This window comes from Pseudomonas sp. JDS28PS106, from assembly GCF_036706555.1.
Classification (GTDB): domain Bacteria; phylum Pseudomonadota; class Gammaproteobacteria; order Pseudomonadales; family Pseudomonadaceae; genus Aquipseudomonas.
On sequence record NZ_JBAJGT010000026.1, the window covers coordinates 1 to 14,587 of the forward strand.

The 14,587-nt window shown below is 62.6% G+C and carries 13 protein-coding genes; 6 read left to right on the top strand and 7 right to left on the bottom strand.

From position 1 onward, the window contains the following. Positions 1-257 precede the first annotated feature (257 nt). From TRP66_RS23310 to TRP66_RS23320, 3 genes are all read left to right on the top strand, one after another. Entirely contained in the window at positions 258-1,496 is a 1,239-nt protein-coding gene (locus tag TRP66_RS23310) for a CynX/NimT family MFS transporter (protein ID WP_333407912.1), read from the top strand. Positions 1,497-1,531: 35 nt separating this feature from the next. Next, positions 1,532-1,831 carry a GIY-YIG nuclease family protein gene (locus TRP66_RS23315; RefSeq protein WP_333407914.1) on the top strand — a complete coding sequence of 100 codons (300 nt, stop codon included), beginning with the start codon at positions 1,532-1,534 and terminating at the stop codon, positions 1,829-1,831. A 64-nt stretch (positions 1,832-1,895) separates the two neighbouring features. Then, positions 1,896-2,828 carry a glutathione S-transferase family protein gene (locus TRP66_RS23320; protein WP_333407916.1) on the top strand — a complete coding sequence of 311 codons (933 nt, stop codon included), beginning with the start codon at positions 1,896-1,898 and terminating at the stop codon, positions 2,826-2,828. Positions 2,829-2,955: 127 nt separating this feature from the next. Here the strand turns inward: TRP66_RS23320 and TRP66_RS23325 are convergent, their stop codons facing one another. Together TRP66_RS23325 and yejK are read right to left on the bottom strand one after the other, a co-directional pair. Continuing rightward, positions 2,956-3,309 carry a glutaredoxin family protein gene (locus TRP66_RS23325; RefSeq protein WP_333407918.1) on the bottom strand — a complete coding sequence of 118 codons (354 nt, stop codon included), beginning with the start codon at positions 3,307-3,309 and terminating at the stop codon, positions 2,956-2,958. A gap of 3 nt (positions 3,310-3,312) precedes the next feature. After that, complete coding sequence (gene yejK / locus TRP66_RS23330; protein ID WP_333407920.1) at positions 3,313-4,314, bottom strand: nucleoid-associated protein YejK; 1,002 nt, start codon at positions 4,312-4,314, stop codon at positions 3,313-3,315. A 392-nt stretch (positions 4,315-4,706) separates the two neighbouring features. Between yejK and TRP66_RS23335 the strand changes: the two genes are divergently transcribed. After that, complete coding sequence (locus TRP66_RS23335) at positions 4,707-4,988, top strand: HU family DNA-binding protein (protein ID WP_027900723.1); 282 nt, start codon at positions 4,707-4,709, stop codon at positions 4,986-4,988. A 196-nt stretch (positions 4,989-5,184) separates the two neighbouring features. Here the strand turns inward: TRP66_RS23335 and rlmF are convergent, their stop codons facing one another. The 5 genes from rlmF to TRP66_RS23360 form a co-directional block, all read right to left on the bottom strand. Then, on the bottom strand, positions 5,185-6,192 hold the full coding sequence (gene rlmF, locus TRP66_RS23340) for a 23S rRNA (adenine(1618)-N(6))-methyltransferase RlmF (protein WP_333407923.1): 1,008 nt from the start codon (positions 6,190-6,192) through the stop codon (positions 5,185-5,187). A 161-nt stretch (positions 6,193-6,353) separates the two neighbouring features. After that, on the bottom strand, positions 6,354-9,200 hold the full coding sequence (locus tag TRP66_RS23345; protein WP_333407926.1) for a valine--tRNA ligase: 2,847 nt from the start codon (positions 9,198-9,200) through the stop codon (positions 6,354-6,356). Between the two features lie 121 nt (positions 9,201-9,321). Next, positions 9,322-9,735, bottom strand: coding sequence for a DNA polymerase III subunit chi (locus tag TRP66_RS23350; RefSeq protein ID WP_333407928.1), 414 nt, complete (start codon positions 9,733-9,735; stop codon positions 9,322-9,324). A gap of 7 nt (positions 9,736-9,742) precedes the next feature. Further along, positions 9,743-10,171, bottom strand: coding sequence for a DNA polymerase III subunit chi (locus tag TRP66_RS23355; protein ID WP_333407930.1), 429 nt, complete (start codon positions 10,169-10,171; stop codon positions 9,743-9,745). A 57-nt stretch (positions 10,172-10,228) separates the two neighbouring features. Continuing rightward, positions 10,229-11,719, bottom strand: a complete 1,491-nt coding sequence (locus TRP66_RS23360; protein WP_333407932.1) for a leucyl aminopeptidase — start codon at positions 11,717-11,719, stop codon at positions 10,229-10,231. Positions 11,720-12,037: 318 nt separating this feature from the next. Between TRP66_RS23360 and lptF the strand changes: the two genes are divergently transcribed. Both lptF and lptG read left to right on the top strand, forming a co-directional pair. After that, positions 12,038-13,159: an LPS export ABC transporter permease LptF gene (gene lptF / locus TRP66_RS23365; RefSeq protein ID WP_333407933.1), complete on the top strand. Its 1,122-nt coding sequence runs from the start codon at positions 12,038-12,040 to the stop codon at positions 13,157-13,159. Continuing rightward, the gene (lptG, locus tag TRP66_RS23370) at positions 13,152-14,213 is read left to right on the top strand and encodes an LPS export ABC transporter permease LptG (RefSeq protein WP_333407935.1); all 1,062 of its coding nucleotides are present in this window, start codon (positions 13,152-13,154) and stop codon (positions 14,211-14,213) included. Before lptF ends, lptG begins: the two co-directional genes overlap by 8 nt. Positions 14,214-14,587: the final 374 nt, after the last annotated feature.

Sequence of the window (14,587 nt, forward strand, 5' to 3'; positions counted from 1 at the left end):
GAACAGGCCGCGCCGAACGACTTCTTCGACAACCCACAGAGTGACCGGACCAGGCTGTTCCTGAGCCAGATCATTCATTAAGCCTGGGGCCGCTTTGCGGCCCTATCGCCAGCAAGCTGGCTCCTACGGATTGTAGGAGCCAGCTTGCTGGCGATCCGTCTTGCTGGCGATACCTCTCCTGAACCTTGTAATCCTCAGCGATCTCCAACAGGATATTTGCCCCCTGCTACGGGCCGACTCCTGACAACGAGAACCTGATGACTGCCAAGGCGCCACTCCCACCGCAATCGACCTCCGACCCTTCGCAACCGATCATCAACCGCCCGTGGCTGCTGTTGCTGGGGCTGGGGCTGGTGCTGGTCGCGCTGAACCTGCGTCCGGCGCTGTCGAGCATCGCGCCCTTGCTCAATCAGGTCTCCGAAAGCCTGGACATGTCGGCCGCCCAGGCTGGCTTGCTGACCACCTTGCCGGTCCTGTGTCTGGGGCTGTTCGCGCCGCTGGCGCCGATCCTGGCGCGCCGGTTCGGCAGCGAGCGAGTGGTGCTGGCAATCCTGCTGACCCTGGCTGCGGGCCTTGCCTTGCGTAGCTCGTTCGGCGAGCCAGGGCTGTTCGTGGGCAGTCTGCTGGCGGGCGCCAGTATCGGCGTGATCGGCGTCCTGCTGCCCGGCATCGTGAAGCGCGACTTCCCGAAACACGCCGGAGCGATGACCGGCGTGTATACCATGGCCCTGTGTCTGGGCGCCGCGATCGCTGCCGGCGCGACGGTGCCCCTGACCCATTACTTCGATGACAGCTGGCAGCTCGGCATGGGCTTCTGGCTGATACCCGCGCTCATCGCCGCGCTGGTCTGGTTTCCTCAGGCGCGCAGTGCGCATGGCACGAACCGGGCGGTGTACCGGGTCAAAGGGTTGCTGCGCGACCGGCGGGCGTGGCAAGTCACCTTGTACATGGGGTTGCAGTCTTCGCTGTCGTACATCGTTTTTGGCTGGCTGCCGTCGATTCTTATCGGCCGCGGTCTGACACCCACACAGGCAGGACTGTTGCTTTCCGGATCGATCATCGTTCAGGTGATCAGCGCCTTGGCGACGCCCTGGTTCGCGACGCGCGGCAAGGACCAGCGCCTGCCGATCCTGCTGATGATGATATTGACGCTGACCGGGCTGTTCGGCTGCCTGTACGCCCCGCTTCAAGGTCTCTGGGCTTGGGCGATTCTGCTCGGGCTGGGGCAGGGCGGGGCTTTCAGCCTGGCACTGGCGCTGATCGTGCTGCGCTCGCGCGATTCTCACGTGGCCGCCAACCTGTCGAGCATGGCCCAGGGCGTGGGTTACACCATCGCGTCCATGGGGCCGTTCGCCGTCGGTGTCGTGCACGACATGACCGGCAGTTGGGATGCCATCGGCTGGATTTTCGCCGTGCTGGGACTCGGCGCGATCACGGTCGGCATGGGTGCCGGACGCGCTCGGTATGTGCAGGCGACGAGTGAAAAGGTCGAATGAGTACCGCTCTCTCCGGTTCACAGGGGGAACAATGCATGGCTGACGCCCACGTCGAGTGTGCCGCAGTGGAAAAACCCTGGTTCGTCTATCTCGTACGCGCCGCCAACGGGTCGCTGTATTGCGGCATCAGCGACAACCCGCAACGGCGTTTCGCCGCCCACCAGAACGGGAAGGGCGCGCGGTTCTTCTGTTCGAGTCCGGCCGTGGCGCTGGTGTATGTCGAGCAATGCCTCAGCAAGGGCGAGGCACTGCGCCAGGAACGTCTGATCAAGAAACTGCGCAAGAGCGCCAAGGAAGCACTGGCAGCCAGTTTTGTGCCCGATTCAGGTCAGTGATGATGCGTCATCGAGAACTGCGGATAGGGTAAGCTGGGGTTTTCCCGCTGACGGACGGCCGCACATGAATGAGTTGATTCTCCATCACTATCCCGCCTCGCTGTTTGCCGAAAAAGCCCGGTTGATGCTGGGTTTCAAGGGGCTGTCCTGGCGCTCGGTCATGGTCCCGCCGGTGATGCCCAAGCCTGACCTGACCGCCTTGACCGGTGGTTATCGCAGGACGCCGGTGTTGCAGGTCGGCGCGGACGTGTATTGCGACACTGCCTTGATGGCCCGGCGACTGGATCAGGAAAAGTCGTCGCCGAGTTTTTTCCCGGAGGGCAAGGAGTTCGCGGTTGCCGGTCTGGCGGCCTGGGCCGACTCGGTGATGTTCTTCCATTCGGTCAGCCTGGTGTTCCAGCCGGCGTCTCTGGCAGCGCGATTTGCCAATGTGCCACCCGAGTACGTCAAGGCATTTGTCGCCGATCGCGGCAAGCTGTTCGAAGGGGGCAGCGCCAGCCGAATTCCTGTGGAGCAGGCGTTGCAGCAGTGGCCGACATTGATGAGCCGGCTTGAGCAGCAATTGGCGCGCAATGGCGATTTCCTGTTCGATGAGCCTTCCATCGCCGACTTCAGCGTGGCTCACACCTTATGGTTTTTGAAGCAAACGCCGGTGACGGCGCCGCTGGTGGATGAGTATCCCGCCGTTGCCGCCTGGCTCGGCCGCGTGCTCGGATTCGGGCATGGCGCGCCAAGCGAACTGAGCCCGGCGGAGGCGATCGAAATCGCTGCACGCTCCACGCCCGCGGCCCTGCCCGATGAGGCGCCGTTGGCCATCGATGGCATTGCGGTTGGGGACCAGGTCGCGATCAGCGCGGCGGATTACGGGGTCGATGCGGTTGAGGGGGAGCTGTTGTTCGCCGGTCGCGAAGAACTGGTCCTGCGCCGTGAAGACCCACGCGCCGGCATCGTGCATGTGCATTTCCCGCGCCTGGGTTTCCGCATCGAAAAACGATAGCAGCACCGCCCAAGCCTGTAGGAGCCAGCTCGCTGGCGATGAGGCCGGTACAGACGCAACAGGTCCGCCGCCTGATAAAACGCTTCGCCAGCTTCGCTGGCTCCTACAACCGGGCACCCGATGGCGTTTACGGTTTCAATGTGGCCAATATCCTGTCCGGCTCATACCCGCGAATCAGCGTTCCATTGACGTCTATCATCGGAATGCCCCGACCGCCGAGGGCTTCATAAGCCTTGCGGCCTTCTTCGGACTTTTCGATGTCGTATTCCCGGAATGGGATGCCCTTGCTGTCCAGGAAGCGCCGCGTCTGCTTGCAGTAACCGCACCAGTCGGTCGCGTAGATCACCACCCGCGCCTGGCTGTAGGCGCGGGCGAGGTCCGCGGGCGGCGGGTTGACGATGTGCTCGATCCGCCCCCAGTTCTGGTAGACCACGACCACCAGCAGGATCAGCGCGAATTTTTTCAGCGTGCGCAGCAGCATGGATCAGCGCCGCTTCAGCTGATCGGTCAGTTGCGTCGGCAGACCCTTGATGATCAAGGTTCCCGCCTGCTCGTCATACTCGATCTTGTCGCCCAGCAGGTGCGCTTCGAAGCTGATCGACAAGCCTTCGGCGCGGCCGGTGAAGCGCCTGAACTGGTTGAGGGTGCGCTTGTCCGCCGGGATTTCCGGAGACAGGCCGTAATCCTTGTTGCGGATGTGATCGTAGAAGGCGCGCGGCCGATCTTCGTCGATCAGCTCGGACAATTCCTCCAGGCCCATGGGTTCGCCGATTTTGGTCTGGCTGCTGGCGTAGTCCACCAGCGCCTTGGTCTTCTCCCGCGCCGATTCCTCAGGCAGATCCTCGCTCTCGACGAAATCGCTGAATGCCTTGAGCAGCGTGCGGGTTTCGCCGGGGCCGTCGACACCTTCCTGGCAGCCGATGAAGTCGCGGAAGTACTCCGACACCTTCTTGCCGTTCTTGCCCTTGATGAACGAGATGTACTGCTTGGACTGCTTGTTGTTCTGCCATTCCGAAATATTGATGCGGGCGGCCAGGTGCAGTTGGCCCAGGTCCAGATGGCGGGAGGGCTTCACGTCCAGCTCCTCGTCCACCGCGACGCCCTCGCTGTGGTGGAGCAGGGCGATCGCCAGGTAATCAGTCATGCCCTGCTGGTAGTGCGCGAACAGCACGTGGCCGCCCACCGACAGGTTGGACTCTTCCATCAGCTTCTGCAGATGTTCGACCGCCACCCGTGAGAACGCCGTGAAGTCCTTGCCGCCGTCCAGGTACTCCTTCAGCCAGCCGCTGAACGGGTGCGCGCCGGATTCAGCATGAAACAGGCCCCAGGCCTTGCCTTGCTTGGCGTTATAACTTTCGTTGAGGTCCGCCAGCATGTTCTCGATGGCTTGAGACTCAGCGAGTTCGGAGTCGCGGGCATGGAGAACAGCGGGCGTACCGTCAGGTTTCTTGTCGATCAAGTGGACGATGCAGTGACGGATCGGCATGGGCTTCTCGGCTGGTGATGGGACGAGCGCATGGAGCGCGCAGGGCGGCAAGTGTAACCCAGGTGCGGGGCCGGGAGCCCGTGCAAGGCCGGGTTTCGCCTCGTGCGGCAGGGTAGCGGCGCGCTTTTGGTGCAAAAACCCGGTAAACCTGAGCAAAAGGATAGGTAGGAGCGGATATTTACTCGGCTCTGTGCTAGTTTTGCGCGGTCTTGCGCACACTCGCGCGTCAAGCATGCAGTTTGTGCACGCGTAGGCCGAACCAATACCCGGTTTCAGTATCTACATTTCGCGATTAATCGTGGCTGCAAGCGGGTGGCCAGGTTCGTTGCCTGGCCTCTGGCCGATGTTGTGCTCTGCAATCCAAATGAATTTGATAGGGAAGGAACACCACCATGGCTCTTACTAAAGACCAATTGATCGCCGATATCGCCGAAGCTATCGACGCGCCGAAAACCACCGCGCGTAACGCACTCGAGCAGCTGGGCCAGATCGTTGCCGACCAGTTGGAAAACGGCGCGGAAATCACTCTGCCGGGCATCGGTAAGCTGAAAGTGGCAGAGCGTCCAGCCCGTACTGGCCGTAACCCATCGACTGGCGCTGCCATCGAAATCGCTGCCAAGAAAGTCATCAAGTTCGTTCCGGCCAAAGTGCTGAACGACTCGATCAACAAGTAAGCATCCGCTGCTTGTAAAAAGCCGTGCGCCGGACAACCGGGCACGGCTTTTTTGTGGGTGTTATTGGCGTATTACGACGGCCGTAGGAGCCACCGGGGCGGCGTTCCGCCTTGCTGGCGATCAGGGTGACTGGCACCACCTCGGCTACTGCCGCTTTGCGGCAGATCGCTGGCAAGCCAGCTCCTACACGGAGTTGCTAAACCCAGCGCTGCCGCCAGGCCTGCTGCTGCGCCTTGTCCTGAAACGTCCAGGCCACGAAACGGCTCTGTTTCTGCCCTTGTCCCATCTCGACCACGCGCACGTCCAGCGCTCCGGCTTTCTTCAGGGCGCTCTGGATCGGCGGCAGGTTCGAGGCTTTGGAGACCAGCGTGGTGAACCACAGCACCTGCCTTGCGAACTGAGCGCTTTCGTTGATCAGCAGGGTCACGAAGCGGATTTCGCCGCCCCCGCACCACAGTTCCTGAGACTGGCCGCCAAAGTTCAGCACTGGCAGTTTGCGCTTGGGGTCGGCCTTGCCCAATGCGCGCCATTTGCGCTGACTGCCGCGCTGCGCTTCCTCTAACGAGGCATGGAAGGGCGGGTTGCACAATGTCACATCGAAACGTTCTTCGCTGTTCAGCAGCCCCGTCAGGATATGCTTGCGGTCGCTCTGCTGGCGCACGCTGATCGCTTTGTGCAGGCCGTTGGCCTTGATGATGGTCGTGGCAGAGGCGATGGCAACCTTGTCGATGTCCGAACCCGTAAAGTGCCAGCCGTAATCGCTATGGCCGAGCAACGGGTAGATGCAATTGGCGCCAGTGCCGATATCGAGCGCGTGGACGGCCGCGCCGCGAGGAATCACTCCGCCGTTGTCGCTGGCCAGCAGGTCCGCAAGGAAATGCACGTAGTCCGCGCGGCCAGGGATCGGCGGGCACAGGTAATCGGCGGGGATATCCCAATGAGCGATGCCATACAGCGCCTTGAGCAAGGCTCGGTTGAACACCCGCACCGCCTGCGGGTTGGCGAAGTCGATGCTCTCCTTCCCGTAGGGATTGAGAATCACGAATTCGGCCAGCTCCGGACTGGATTTGATCAGCCTGGGAAAGTCATACAAACCCTGATGCCGGTTGCGCGGGTGCAGCGTGGCCTTCGCGCGCGGTTCGGCGGCCCTGGCGGGACGCGGCGGCTTCTTGCGGGGTGGTTTGGGTTTGTCAGGAACGGTCATGAATCGGGCGTCCAATCACAGTTTTCGGTTGGCCTATTCGCGAGCAAGCTCGCTCCCACAGGATCGATGCAATCTGCGGAAGCGAGCTTGCTCGCGGATAGGTCAGTGTATGCCGGATGATAAAAGGCCGGCCCGCGAACGGGCCGGCCTGTTTCGTCACCTTACAGGCTGGCGATGCGTGCGTGCTGCTCGGCCAGTTTGCCCAGAGCCTGTTCGGCTTCGGCCAGCTTGGCGCGTTCCTTGGCGATCACCTCGGCAGGCGCCTTGTCCACAAAGGCCACGTTGGACAGTTTGCCGCCCACCCGCTGGACTTCGCCTTGCAGACGCTGGATTTCCTTGTCCAGACGTGCCAGCTCGGCGTCCTTGTCGATCAGCCCCGCCATCGGCACCAGCACTTCCATCTCACCCACCAGCGCGGTCGCCGAGAGCGGCGCTTCGGCGCCCTCGGTCAGCACGGTGACCGATTCCAGCTTCGCCAGCTTCCTGAGCAGATAGTCGTTCTCGCTCAGGCGGCGCTGATCGTCGGCGCCGATGTTCTTGAGGAACAGTTGCAGCGGCTTGCCCGGACCAATGTTCATTTCGCCACGGATGTTACGCACGGCGAGCATCAGGCCCTTGAGCCACTCGATGTCGTCCTCGGCCGCCTGATCGATGCGGCTTTCGTTGGCCACCGGCCAGGGTTGCAGCATGATGGTCTTGCCGCTCGCACCGGCCAGCGGCGCCAGACGCTGCCAGATTTCCTCGGTGATGAACGGCATGAACGGATGCGCCAGACGCAGCGCGACTTCCAGGACTCGCACCAGCGTGCGACGGGTGCCGCGCTGACGCTCGATTGGTGCGTTCTCGTCCCACAGAACCGGCTTGGACAGCTCCAGGTACCAGTCGCAATACTGGTTCCAGATGAATTCGTACAGGGCCTGGGCGGCGAGATCGAAGCGGAACTGCTCCAGCTGGCGGGTCACTTCGGCTTCGGTGCGCTGCAGTTGCGAGATGATCCAGCGATCGGCCAGCGACAGCTCGACCGCTTCGCCGTTCTGGCCGCAGTCTTCGCCCTTGTCCAGCACGTAGCGGGCGGCGTTCCAGATCTTGTTGCAGAAGTTGCGGTAGCCTTCGACGCGGCCCATGTCGAACTTGATGTCGCGTCCGGTCGAGGCCAGCGAGCAGAACGTGAAGCGCAGCGCATCGGTGCCGTAACTGGCGATGCCATCGGCGAATTCCTGGCGGGTCTGCTTTTCGATCTTCTTCGCCAGCTGCGGCTGCATCAGGCCGCTGGTGCGCTTCTGCACCAGGGTTTCGAGGTCGATGCCGTCGACGATGTCCAGCGGGTCCAGGACGTTGCCCTTGGACTTGGACATCTTCTGCCCCTGGCCGTCGCGCACCAGACCGTGCACGTAGACGGTCTTGAACGGAACCTGCGGAGTGCCATCCTCATTCTTCACCAAATGCATGGTGAGCATGATCATCCGCGCGACCCAGAAGAAGATGATGTCGAAGCCGGTGACCAGCACGTCCGTGGAGTGGAAGGTCTTGAGCGCTTCGGTCTTTTCCGGCCAGCCCAGGGTGGAGAAGGTCCACAGGCCCGAGCTGAACCAGGTGTCCAGCACGTCGTTGTCCTGCTGCAGCGCGATGTCGGCGCCCAGGTTGTGTTTGGCGCGGACCTCGGCTTCGTCGCGGCCGACGTAGACTTTGCCGGACTCGTCGTACCAGGCCGGAATGCGGTGACCCCACCACAGCTGGCGGCTGATGCACCAGTCCTGGATATCGCGCATCCAGGAGAAATACATGTTCTCGTATTGCTTGGGCACGAAGGCGATGCGGCCGTCTTCCACGGCGGCGATGGCCGGTTCGGCCAGGGGCTTGGTGGACACGTACCACTGGTCGGTCAGCCACGGCTCGATAACGGTGCCGGAACGGTCGCCTTTCGGCACTTTCAATGCGTGGTCATCGACGCTGACCAGCAGGCCGGCCGCGTCGAACGCCGCGACGATCCGCTTGCGCGCTTCGAAACGGTCCAGACCAGCGTACTCGGCCGGCAGGCTGCCATCGACGCTGTCGTTGAGCGTGCCGTCAAGGTTGAAGACCTGGGCGGCCGGCAGCACGGTGGCGTTCTTGTCGAAGATGTTCAGCAACGGCAGGTTGTGGCGCTTGCCCACTTCGTAGTCGTTGAAGTCGTGAGCCGGGGTGATTTTCACGCAGCCGGTGCCGAACTCCGGATCGCAGTAATCATCGGCGATGATCGGGATGCGGCGACCTACCAGCGGCAGCTCGACGAACTTGCCGATCAGCGCCTGGTAACGTTCGTCCTGCGGATTCACCGCCACCGCTGCGTCGCCGAGCATGGTTTCGGGGCGGGTCGTGGCAACGATCAGGTAGTCCAGACCCTCAGCGGTCTTGGCACCGTCGGCCAGCGGGTAACGCAGGTTCCAGAGGTGGCCTTTCTCGTCGTGGTTTTCGACTTCCAGATCGGAAATGGCGGTGTGCAGCTTGGTGTCCCAGTTCACCAGACGCTTGCCGCGGTAGATCAGCCCGTCTTCATGCAGGCGCACGAAGGCTTCCTGCACGGCTTTGGACATGCCGTCGTCCATGGTGAAGCGCTCGCGCGACCAGTCCACGGACGAGCCCAGGCGACGGATCTGGCGGCTGATGTTGCCGCCGGACTCGGCCTTCCACTCCCACACTTTTTCCAGAAACTTCTCGCGGCCCAGGTCATGACGGTTCTGGCCTTGCGCCTCGATGCGACGCTCCACCAGCATCTGCGTGGCGATACCCGCGTGGTCGGTGCCCGGTTGCCACAGGGTATTGCGGCCCTGCATGCGACGGAAACGGATCAGGGCATCCATGATCGCGTTGTTGAAGCCGTGGCCCATGTGCAGGCTGCCGGTGACATTCGGCGGCGGGATCATGATGGTGAAGGAGTCGCCCGCGCCTTGCGGAGCGAAGTAATTCTCGGACTCCCAGGTCTGGTACCAGGAAGTTTCGATGGCGTGCGGCTGGTAGGTCTTGTCCATGCGCGGCGGGAACCTGTGGCATTAATTCGGGAAAGCCGGCAAGTATAGCGAGGGGGGCAGCCACAGGCCACAGGTGCGGGCCGGCCGGCTGCCTCGGAGGTCTTGCGGCTAGGGACTACGGTCAGCTCTGATACTGGTTGAGCAGGCGTTCCATGCGGGCATCGAGGCGCCGTCTGATCTCGGTTTCGATATGCGGCGCGAAGTCGTCGATGACGTCCTGCATGATCAGCTCGGCGGCTGCGCGCAGTTCACGATCCAGATAAAGCAGGGCGTCGGCGTTCGAGGCGGCGTCCACAGGTGGGGAAGGTGGCGCGGGTTCGGCTGCCAGAAGCGGGATGTGCTCAGCGGCGTGATCCTGCACTTCTTTATCTTGCGACCGACCGCCGACCACGTCGAACAGCAACGGGATCTGCCCCTCGGTGCGAACGGTGTCGGTCAGCAGTGGCGGTTGCAGGGTATCGTCACCCAGCAGCTGGCGTATCGACTCGAGATCGTCGAGCAGGTGCGCGGATTCAGCTTTTTTCGAAGTGTCCATCATGCCCTCAGAAGCGCTGCAATCGGTGGTCTTGCGGAGGATAGCCCCGTTCGCGGTAGGAACGGAAACTCTCTCGCGCGGCCTGGCGTACCGCGGGTTCTTCGATGACGATTTCGGCCACGCGGGCGAAGCGGCTGAAGAACGCCGGGATGCGCAGGTCCAGGTTGATCAGGAGATCCTCATGGGCACCGCAGTCATCGGCCGTTCCCAGGACGACCGGCGCGTCGGTGTCCGACTCGGCGAGGCCGTGGGGCAGGAACGCCTCGCCCTTGAAGCTCCAGAGGCGGGCGTCAAGCGCCTCGCGCTGCGCCGCATCGCTGCAATGCAGATAGATCCTGTGACCGAGACGCCAGGCCTTTTCGGTGAGTTTGCAAGCGAAATCCAGGCGGGCCGCCGGGTCCGCGCTGGGAAGAATATAGAAGTCGACTTGAGTCATGGCAGTTCCGCAATACACGGCGCATCGCCCAGAGCGGACGATGCGCCGTCATTCATGTCAGGCGCCGATGCGGTCGAGCAGGTACTGGGTCAGCAGCGGAACCGGACGGCCGGTGGCGCCTTTCTCCTTGCCGCCGCTCAGCCATGCGGTGCCGGCGATGTCCAGGTGCGCCCACTCGTAAGCCTTGGTGAAGCGCGACAGGAAGCAGGCCGCAGTGATGGTGCCGCCTTTGGGACCGCCGATGTTGGCGATGTCGGCGAACGGGCTGTCCAGCTGCTCCTGGTATTCGTCGAACAGCGGCAGCTGCCATGCGCGGTCGTCGGCGCGCTTGCCGGCGTCCAGCAGTTGCTCGATCAGCGTGTCGTTGTTACCTAGCAGGCCGGTGGTATGACCGCCCAGCGCGACCACACAGGCACCGGTCAGGGTCGCGATGTCGATGACCGCGCGCGGGTTGAAGCGCTCGGCATAAGTCAGCGCGTCGCACAGCACCAGACGGCCTTCGGCGTCGGTGTTGAGGATCTCGACGGTCTGGCCGCTCATGGTGGTCACGATGTCGCCCGGACGTGTCGCGGTGCCGCTCGGCATGTTTTCCGCGCAGGCCAGGATGCACACCAGATTGATTGGCAATTTGAGTTCGAGAACCGCGCGGAGGGTGCCGAATACGCTGGCGGCGCCGCACATGTCGAACTTCATTTCATCCATGCCGGCGGACGGCTTGATGCTGATGCCGCCGGTATCGAAGGTGATGCCTTTGCCGACCAGCACGTAAGGCTGCTCTTTCTTCTTGCCGCCCTGGTAGTTCATCACGATCAGGCGCGGAGGCTGGGCGCTGCCCTGGGCAACGGCCAGGAACGAACCCATGCCCAGTTCGGCGAGCTTCTTCTCGTCATGAACTTCGACGTCCAGCTTCTTGAAGCTCTTGCCCAGTGCTTTGGCCTGCTCACCCAGATAGGTGGGATGGCAGATGTTTGGCGGCAGATTGCCCAGGTCGCGGGTCAACGCCATGCCGGTCGCGATGGCCTGGGCCTGAGTCGCGGCACGCTCGACGTCGGCCAGGTTCGATTCAGCGGTGAGCAGGGTAATTTGCTTCAGGGCGCGAGGCTCGGCCTTCTGGGTCTTGAAACGGTCGAAGACGTATTCGCCGTCCGCCAGGGTTTCGACCAGCAGGCGGGCCGCACCGTAGCTGTCGCGATTCTTGACCGCGAGGCCGTCCAGCGCGATCGCAGCGTCTGTGCCACCCAGACCCTTGAGGGTCGACAGGATACCGGAGACGGCTTTCTTGAGCTGGCGGTCCGACAGTTCCGCTTCCTTGCCGACGCCGACCAGCAGGACCCGCTCGGCCTTGAGGTTGGGCAGGTTGTGCAGCAGCAGGCTCTGGCCGACCTTGCCCGCCAGGTCGCCACGTTGCAGCACGGCACTGATTGCGCCGCCGCTCAGCGTGTCGATGGCTTGCGCCGCTGCGCCCAGCACGCGGTCTTCGCCCACGGTGACCACCAGCGTCGCGGTTGCCAGGATTTCAGGGCTGACGCTTTCAACAACCAATTCCATGTCGGGTCCTCGGATAATCTGTGAGATTCGCAAGATGAATGAAGTACGCGGCAGAGCTCGGGCCTTTTGCGGGGGCGGTGCCAACGGTAAGTCTCGCAGTTTGACCCCGGCGCACGATCCCTGACAACCCCGATCAAAGCCTTGTAGGACGTGTATGAGCGAACTATCCAGCTTGCGCCGTGACAGAAGTCTTCAATCACAGGATAATGCCGCATATTTTTTCTGGCCGGCTCGCTTGCCGACCGAGAGTCTCCGGTTGCCGCGGCTCACATTTTCTCTGTTTGGCTGCCTGAGCCTGACAACTCTGGAGTGTCTGGTTTGATCGTCTTTCGTTACCTGTCCCGTGAAGTGCTGGTCACCATGAGCGCGGTAAGCGCCGTGTTGCTGGTCATCATCATGAGTGGCCGCTTCATCAAATACCTGGCTCAGGCCGCCTCGGGCGCACTGGATCCGGGCGTGCTGTTCATGATCATGGGTTTCCGCCTGCCAGGTTTCCTGCAACTGATTCTGCCGCTTGGCCTGTTCCTCGGGATTCTGCTGGCCTACGGTCGGCTGTATCTTGAAAGCGAAATGACTGTACTGGCCGCGACCGGCATGAGCCAGAAGCGCCTGCTCGCGATGACCCTGGCGCCGGCCGCGCTGGTGGCGCTGGTGACGGCGTGGTTGAGCTTCAGCCTGGCACCTCAGGGCGCGACCCAGTTTTCGGTGCTGCTGAACCAGCAGGACGCCATGACCGAGTTCGATACGCTGGTGCCCGGCCGTTTCCAGGCGCTGCGTGACGGAACGCGGGTTACCTACACCCAGGAACTGTCGGAAGACCGGGCAGAGCTGGGTGGCGTTTTCATCACCGAGAAACGCATGTCCACCGACAAGACCAAGGACCGTGGCATCACCGTGTTGCTGGCCGAAAAGGGCCGCCAGGAAGTCCGGCCCGACGGTAGCCGGTTCCTGATCCTGGAAAACGGCTACCGTTACGACGGCAACCCGGGACAGGCCGATTACCGCGTCATCCAGTATGAAACCTATGGCGCGATGCTGCCCAAGCCTGAGATCAGCAACGAGATCACCGACCGCGAGGCCATTTCCACGAGCGAGCTGCTGAGCAGTGATACGCCGCGTGCCCGGGCGGAGCTGCAATGGCGTATTTCCCTGCCGATCCTGGTGTTCATCGTGACCCTGCTGGCGGTGCCGCTGTCACGGGTGAATCCGCGTCAGGGTCGTTACCTCAAGCTGCTGCCGGCCATCCTGCTGTACATGTCCTACCTGACCATTCTGATCGCCGTGCGCGGCGCGCTGGAAAAAGGCAAGCTGCCGATGGCACTGGGCATGTGGTGGGTGCACGGCCTGTTCCTGCTCATTGGCCTGGGCCTGCTGTATTGGGAGCCCCTGCGGCTGAAGATGGCGAGTCGCCGCAATGTACAGGAGGTGGCTCATGGTTAAGCTCGATCGTTACATCGGCAAAAGCGTGTTCATGGCGATCGTCGCCGTGCTGGGGATCATTCTCGGCCTTGCCTCGCTGTTCGCCTTCATCGACGAGATGGGCGATGTCAGCGACAGCTATACGCTGTGGGACGCCGGCAGTTTCGTCCTGCTGACCGCGCCGCGCCGCGTGTATGAAATGTTGCCGATGGCGGCTTTGATCGGATGCCTGATCGGTCTGGGCAGCCTGGCCAGCAGCAGCGAGCTGACCATCATGCGCGCGGCGGGCGTGTCCATCGCCCGAATCGTGTGGGCAGTCATGAAGCCGATGCTGTTCCTGATGGTCGCCGGTGTGCTGGTCGGCGAATACGTCGCGCCCTATGCCGAGAATCAGGCGCAGGCGGCGCGCTCGCTGGCGCAGGGCAGCGGAGACGCGCAGAGCGCCAAGCACGGTCTGTGGCACCGCCAGGGTGACGAATTCATTCACATCAACAGTGTGCAGCCAAACGGCGTCATGTACGGCGTGACGCGCTATCGCTTCGACGACCAGCGTCACATGCTGTCGTCCAGCTTTGCGCGCCAGGCGACCTTCAACAACGATGCGTGGGAGCTCAAGGACGTCGCGACGACCTGGTTCCGCGACGGTGCCACCGAAGTCGTCAAGACGCCGACCGAACGCTGGGAGGTGGCGCTCAGCCCGCAGCTGCTGAGCACTGTGGTCATGCCACCTGAATCGCTGTCGATCACCGGCCTGTGGAGCTACGCGCATTATCTGGCCGATCAAGGTCTGAGCAATGGCCGCTACTGGCTGGCGTTCTGGACCAAGGTGCTGCAGCCGTTGGTCACCGTTGCACTGGTGCTGATGGCGATCTCGTTCATCTTCGGCCCGCTGCGTTCGGTGACCCTGGGGCAGCGGGTATTTACCGGCGTGCTGGTGGGCTTCACCTTCCGCATCATCCAGGACCTGCTGGGACCGTCGAGTCTGGTGTTCGGCTTCTCGCCGCTGTTCGCCGTGCTGCTGCCCGCCAGTGTCTGCGCCCTGGCCGGGATGTGGTTGTTGCGCCGGGCGGGGTGACGAGGGCGCATGTCCATGTAGGAGCCAGCTTGCTGGCGATCTGGCGCGTAACCGTTCATCGTCGGATTGCCGCCCACAGCAAGCTGGCTCTCATCAAATAAAACCTATCTTGTTGATTTGCATGGCCGAAAAACGTTCTTGCCGTGGGAGGGAGCTTGCTCGCGACGGCTTTTACGGCACTGGCACTGCCGGCTGTGGGCATATCCGTTAACGTGTGCGCTGGACCTCCTGGTTCCGGCCTTTACGGTGAACTGACCCCCAAAAGTTGGACATCCAGTTCGACCCAAGGGGACAACCATGACGAAGTACAATCCGGCGTTCAAGCTCAAGCTGGTCAAGCAGTGCTTGTCCAGCGACAGTCTCAATAGCGTGGC

What these genes read in the sequence shown, in the direction of transcription:
- TRP66_RS23355 (WP_333407930.1), bottom strand. Translation starts at nt 10,171, where the DNA reads ATGACTCAAGTCGACTTCTATATTCTTCCCAGCGCGGACCCGGCGGCC.
- TRP66_RS23335 (WP_027900723.1), top strand. Translation starts at nt 4,707, where the DNA reads ATGGCTCTTACTAAAGACCAATTGATCGCCGATATCGCCGAAGCTATC.
- TRP66_RS23360 (WP_333407932.1), bottom strand. Translation starts at nt 11,719, where the DNA reads ATGGAATTGGTTGTTGAAAGCGTCAGCCCTGAAATCCTGGCAACCGCG.
- TRP66_RS23345 (WP_333407926.1), bottom strand. Translation starts at nt 9,200, where the DNA reads ATGGACAAGACCTACCAGCCGCACGCCATCGAAACTTCCTGGTACCAG.
- TRP66_RS23315 (WP_333407914.1), top strand. Translation starts at nt 1,532, where the DNA reads ATGGCTGACGCCCACGTCGAGTGTGCCGCAGTGGAAAAACCCTGGTTC.
- TRP66_RS23310 (WP_333407912.1), top strand. Translation starts at nt 258, where the DNA reads ATGACTGCCAAGGCGCCACTCCCACCGCAATCGACCTCCGACCCTTCG.
- TRP66_RS23325 (WP_333407918.1), bottom strand. Translation starts at nt 3,309, where the DNA reads ATGCTGCTGCGCACGCTGAAAAAATTCGCGCTGATCCTGCTGGTGGTC.
- TRP66_RS23320 (WP_333407916.1), top strand. Translation starts at nt 1,896, where the DNA reads ATGAATGAGTTGATTCTCCATCACTATCCCGCCTCGCTGTTTGCCGAA.
- yejK (WP_333407920.1), bottom strand. Translation starts at nt 4,314, where the DNA reads ATGCCGATCCGTCACTGCATCGTCCACTTGATCGACAAGAAACCTGAC.
- rlmF (WP_333407923.1), bottom strand. Translation starts at nt 6,192, where the DNA reads ATGACCGTTCCTGACAAACCCAAACCACCCCGCAAGAAGCCGCCGCGT.
- lptG (WP_333407935.1), top strand. Translation starts at nt 13,152, where the DNA reads ATGGTTAAGCTCGATCGTTACATCGGCAAAAGCGTGTTCATGGCGATC.
- TRP66_RS23350 (WP_333407928.1), bottom strand. Translation starts at nt 9,735, where the DNA reads ATGGACACTTCGAAAAAAGCTGAATCCGCGCACCTGCTCGACGATCTC.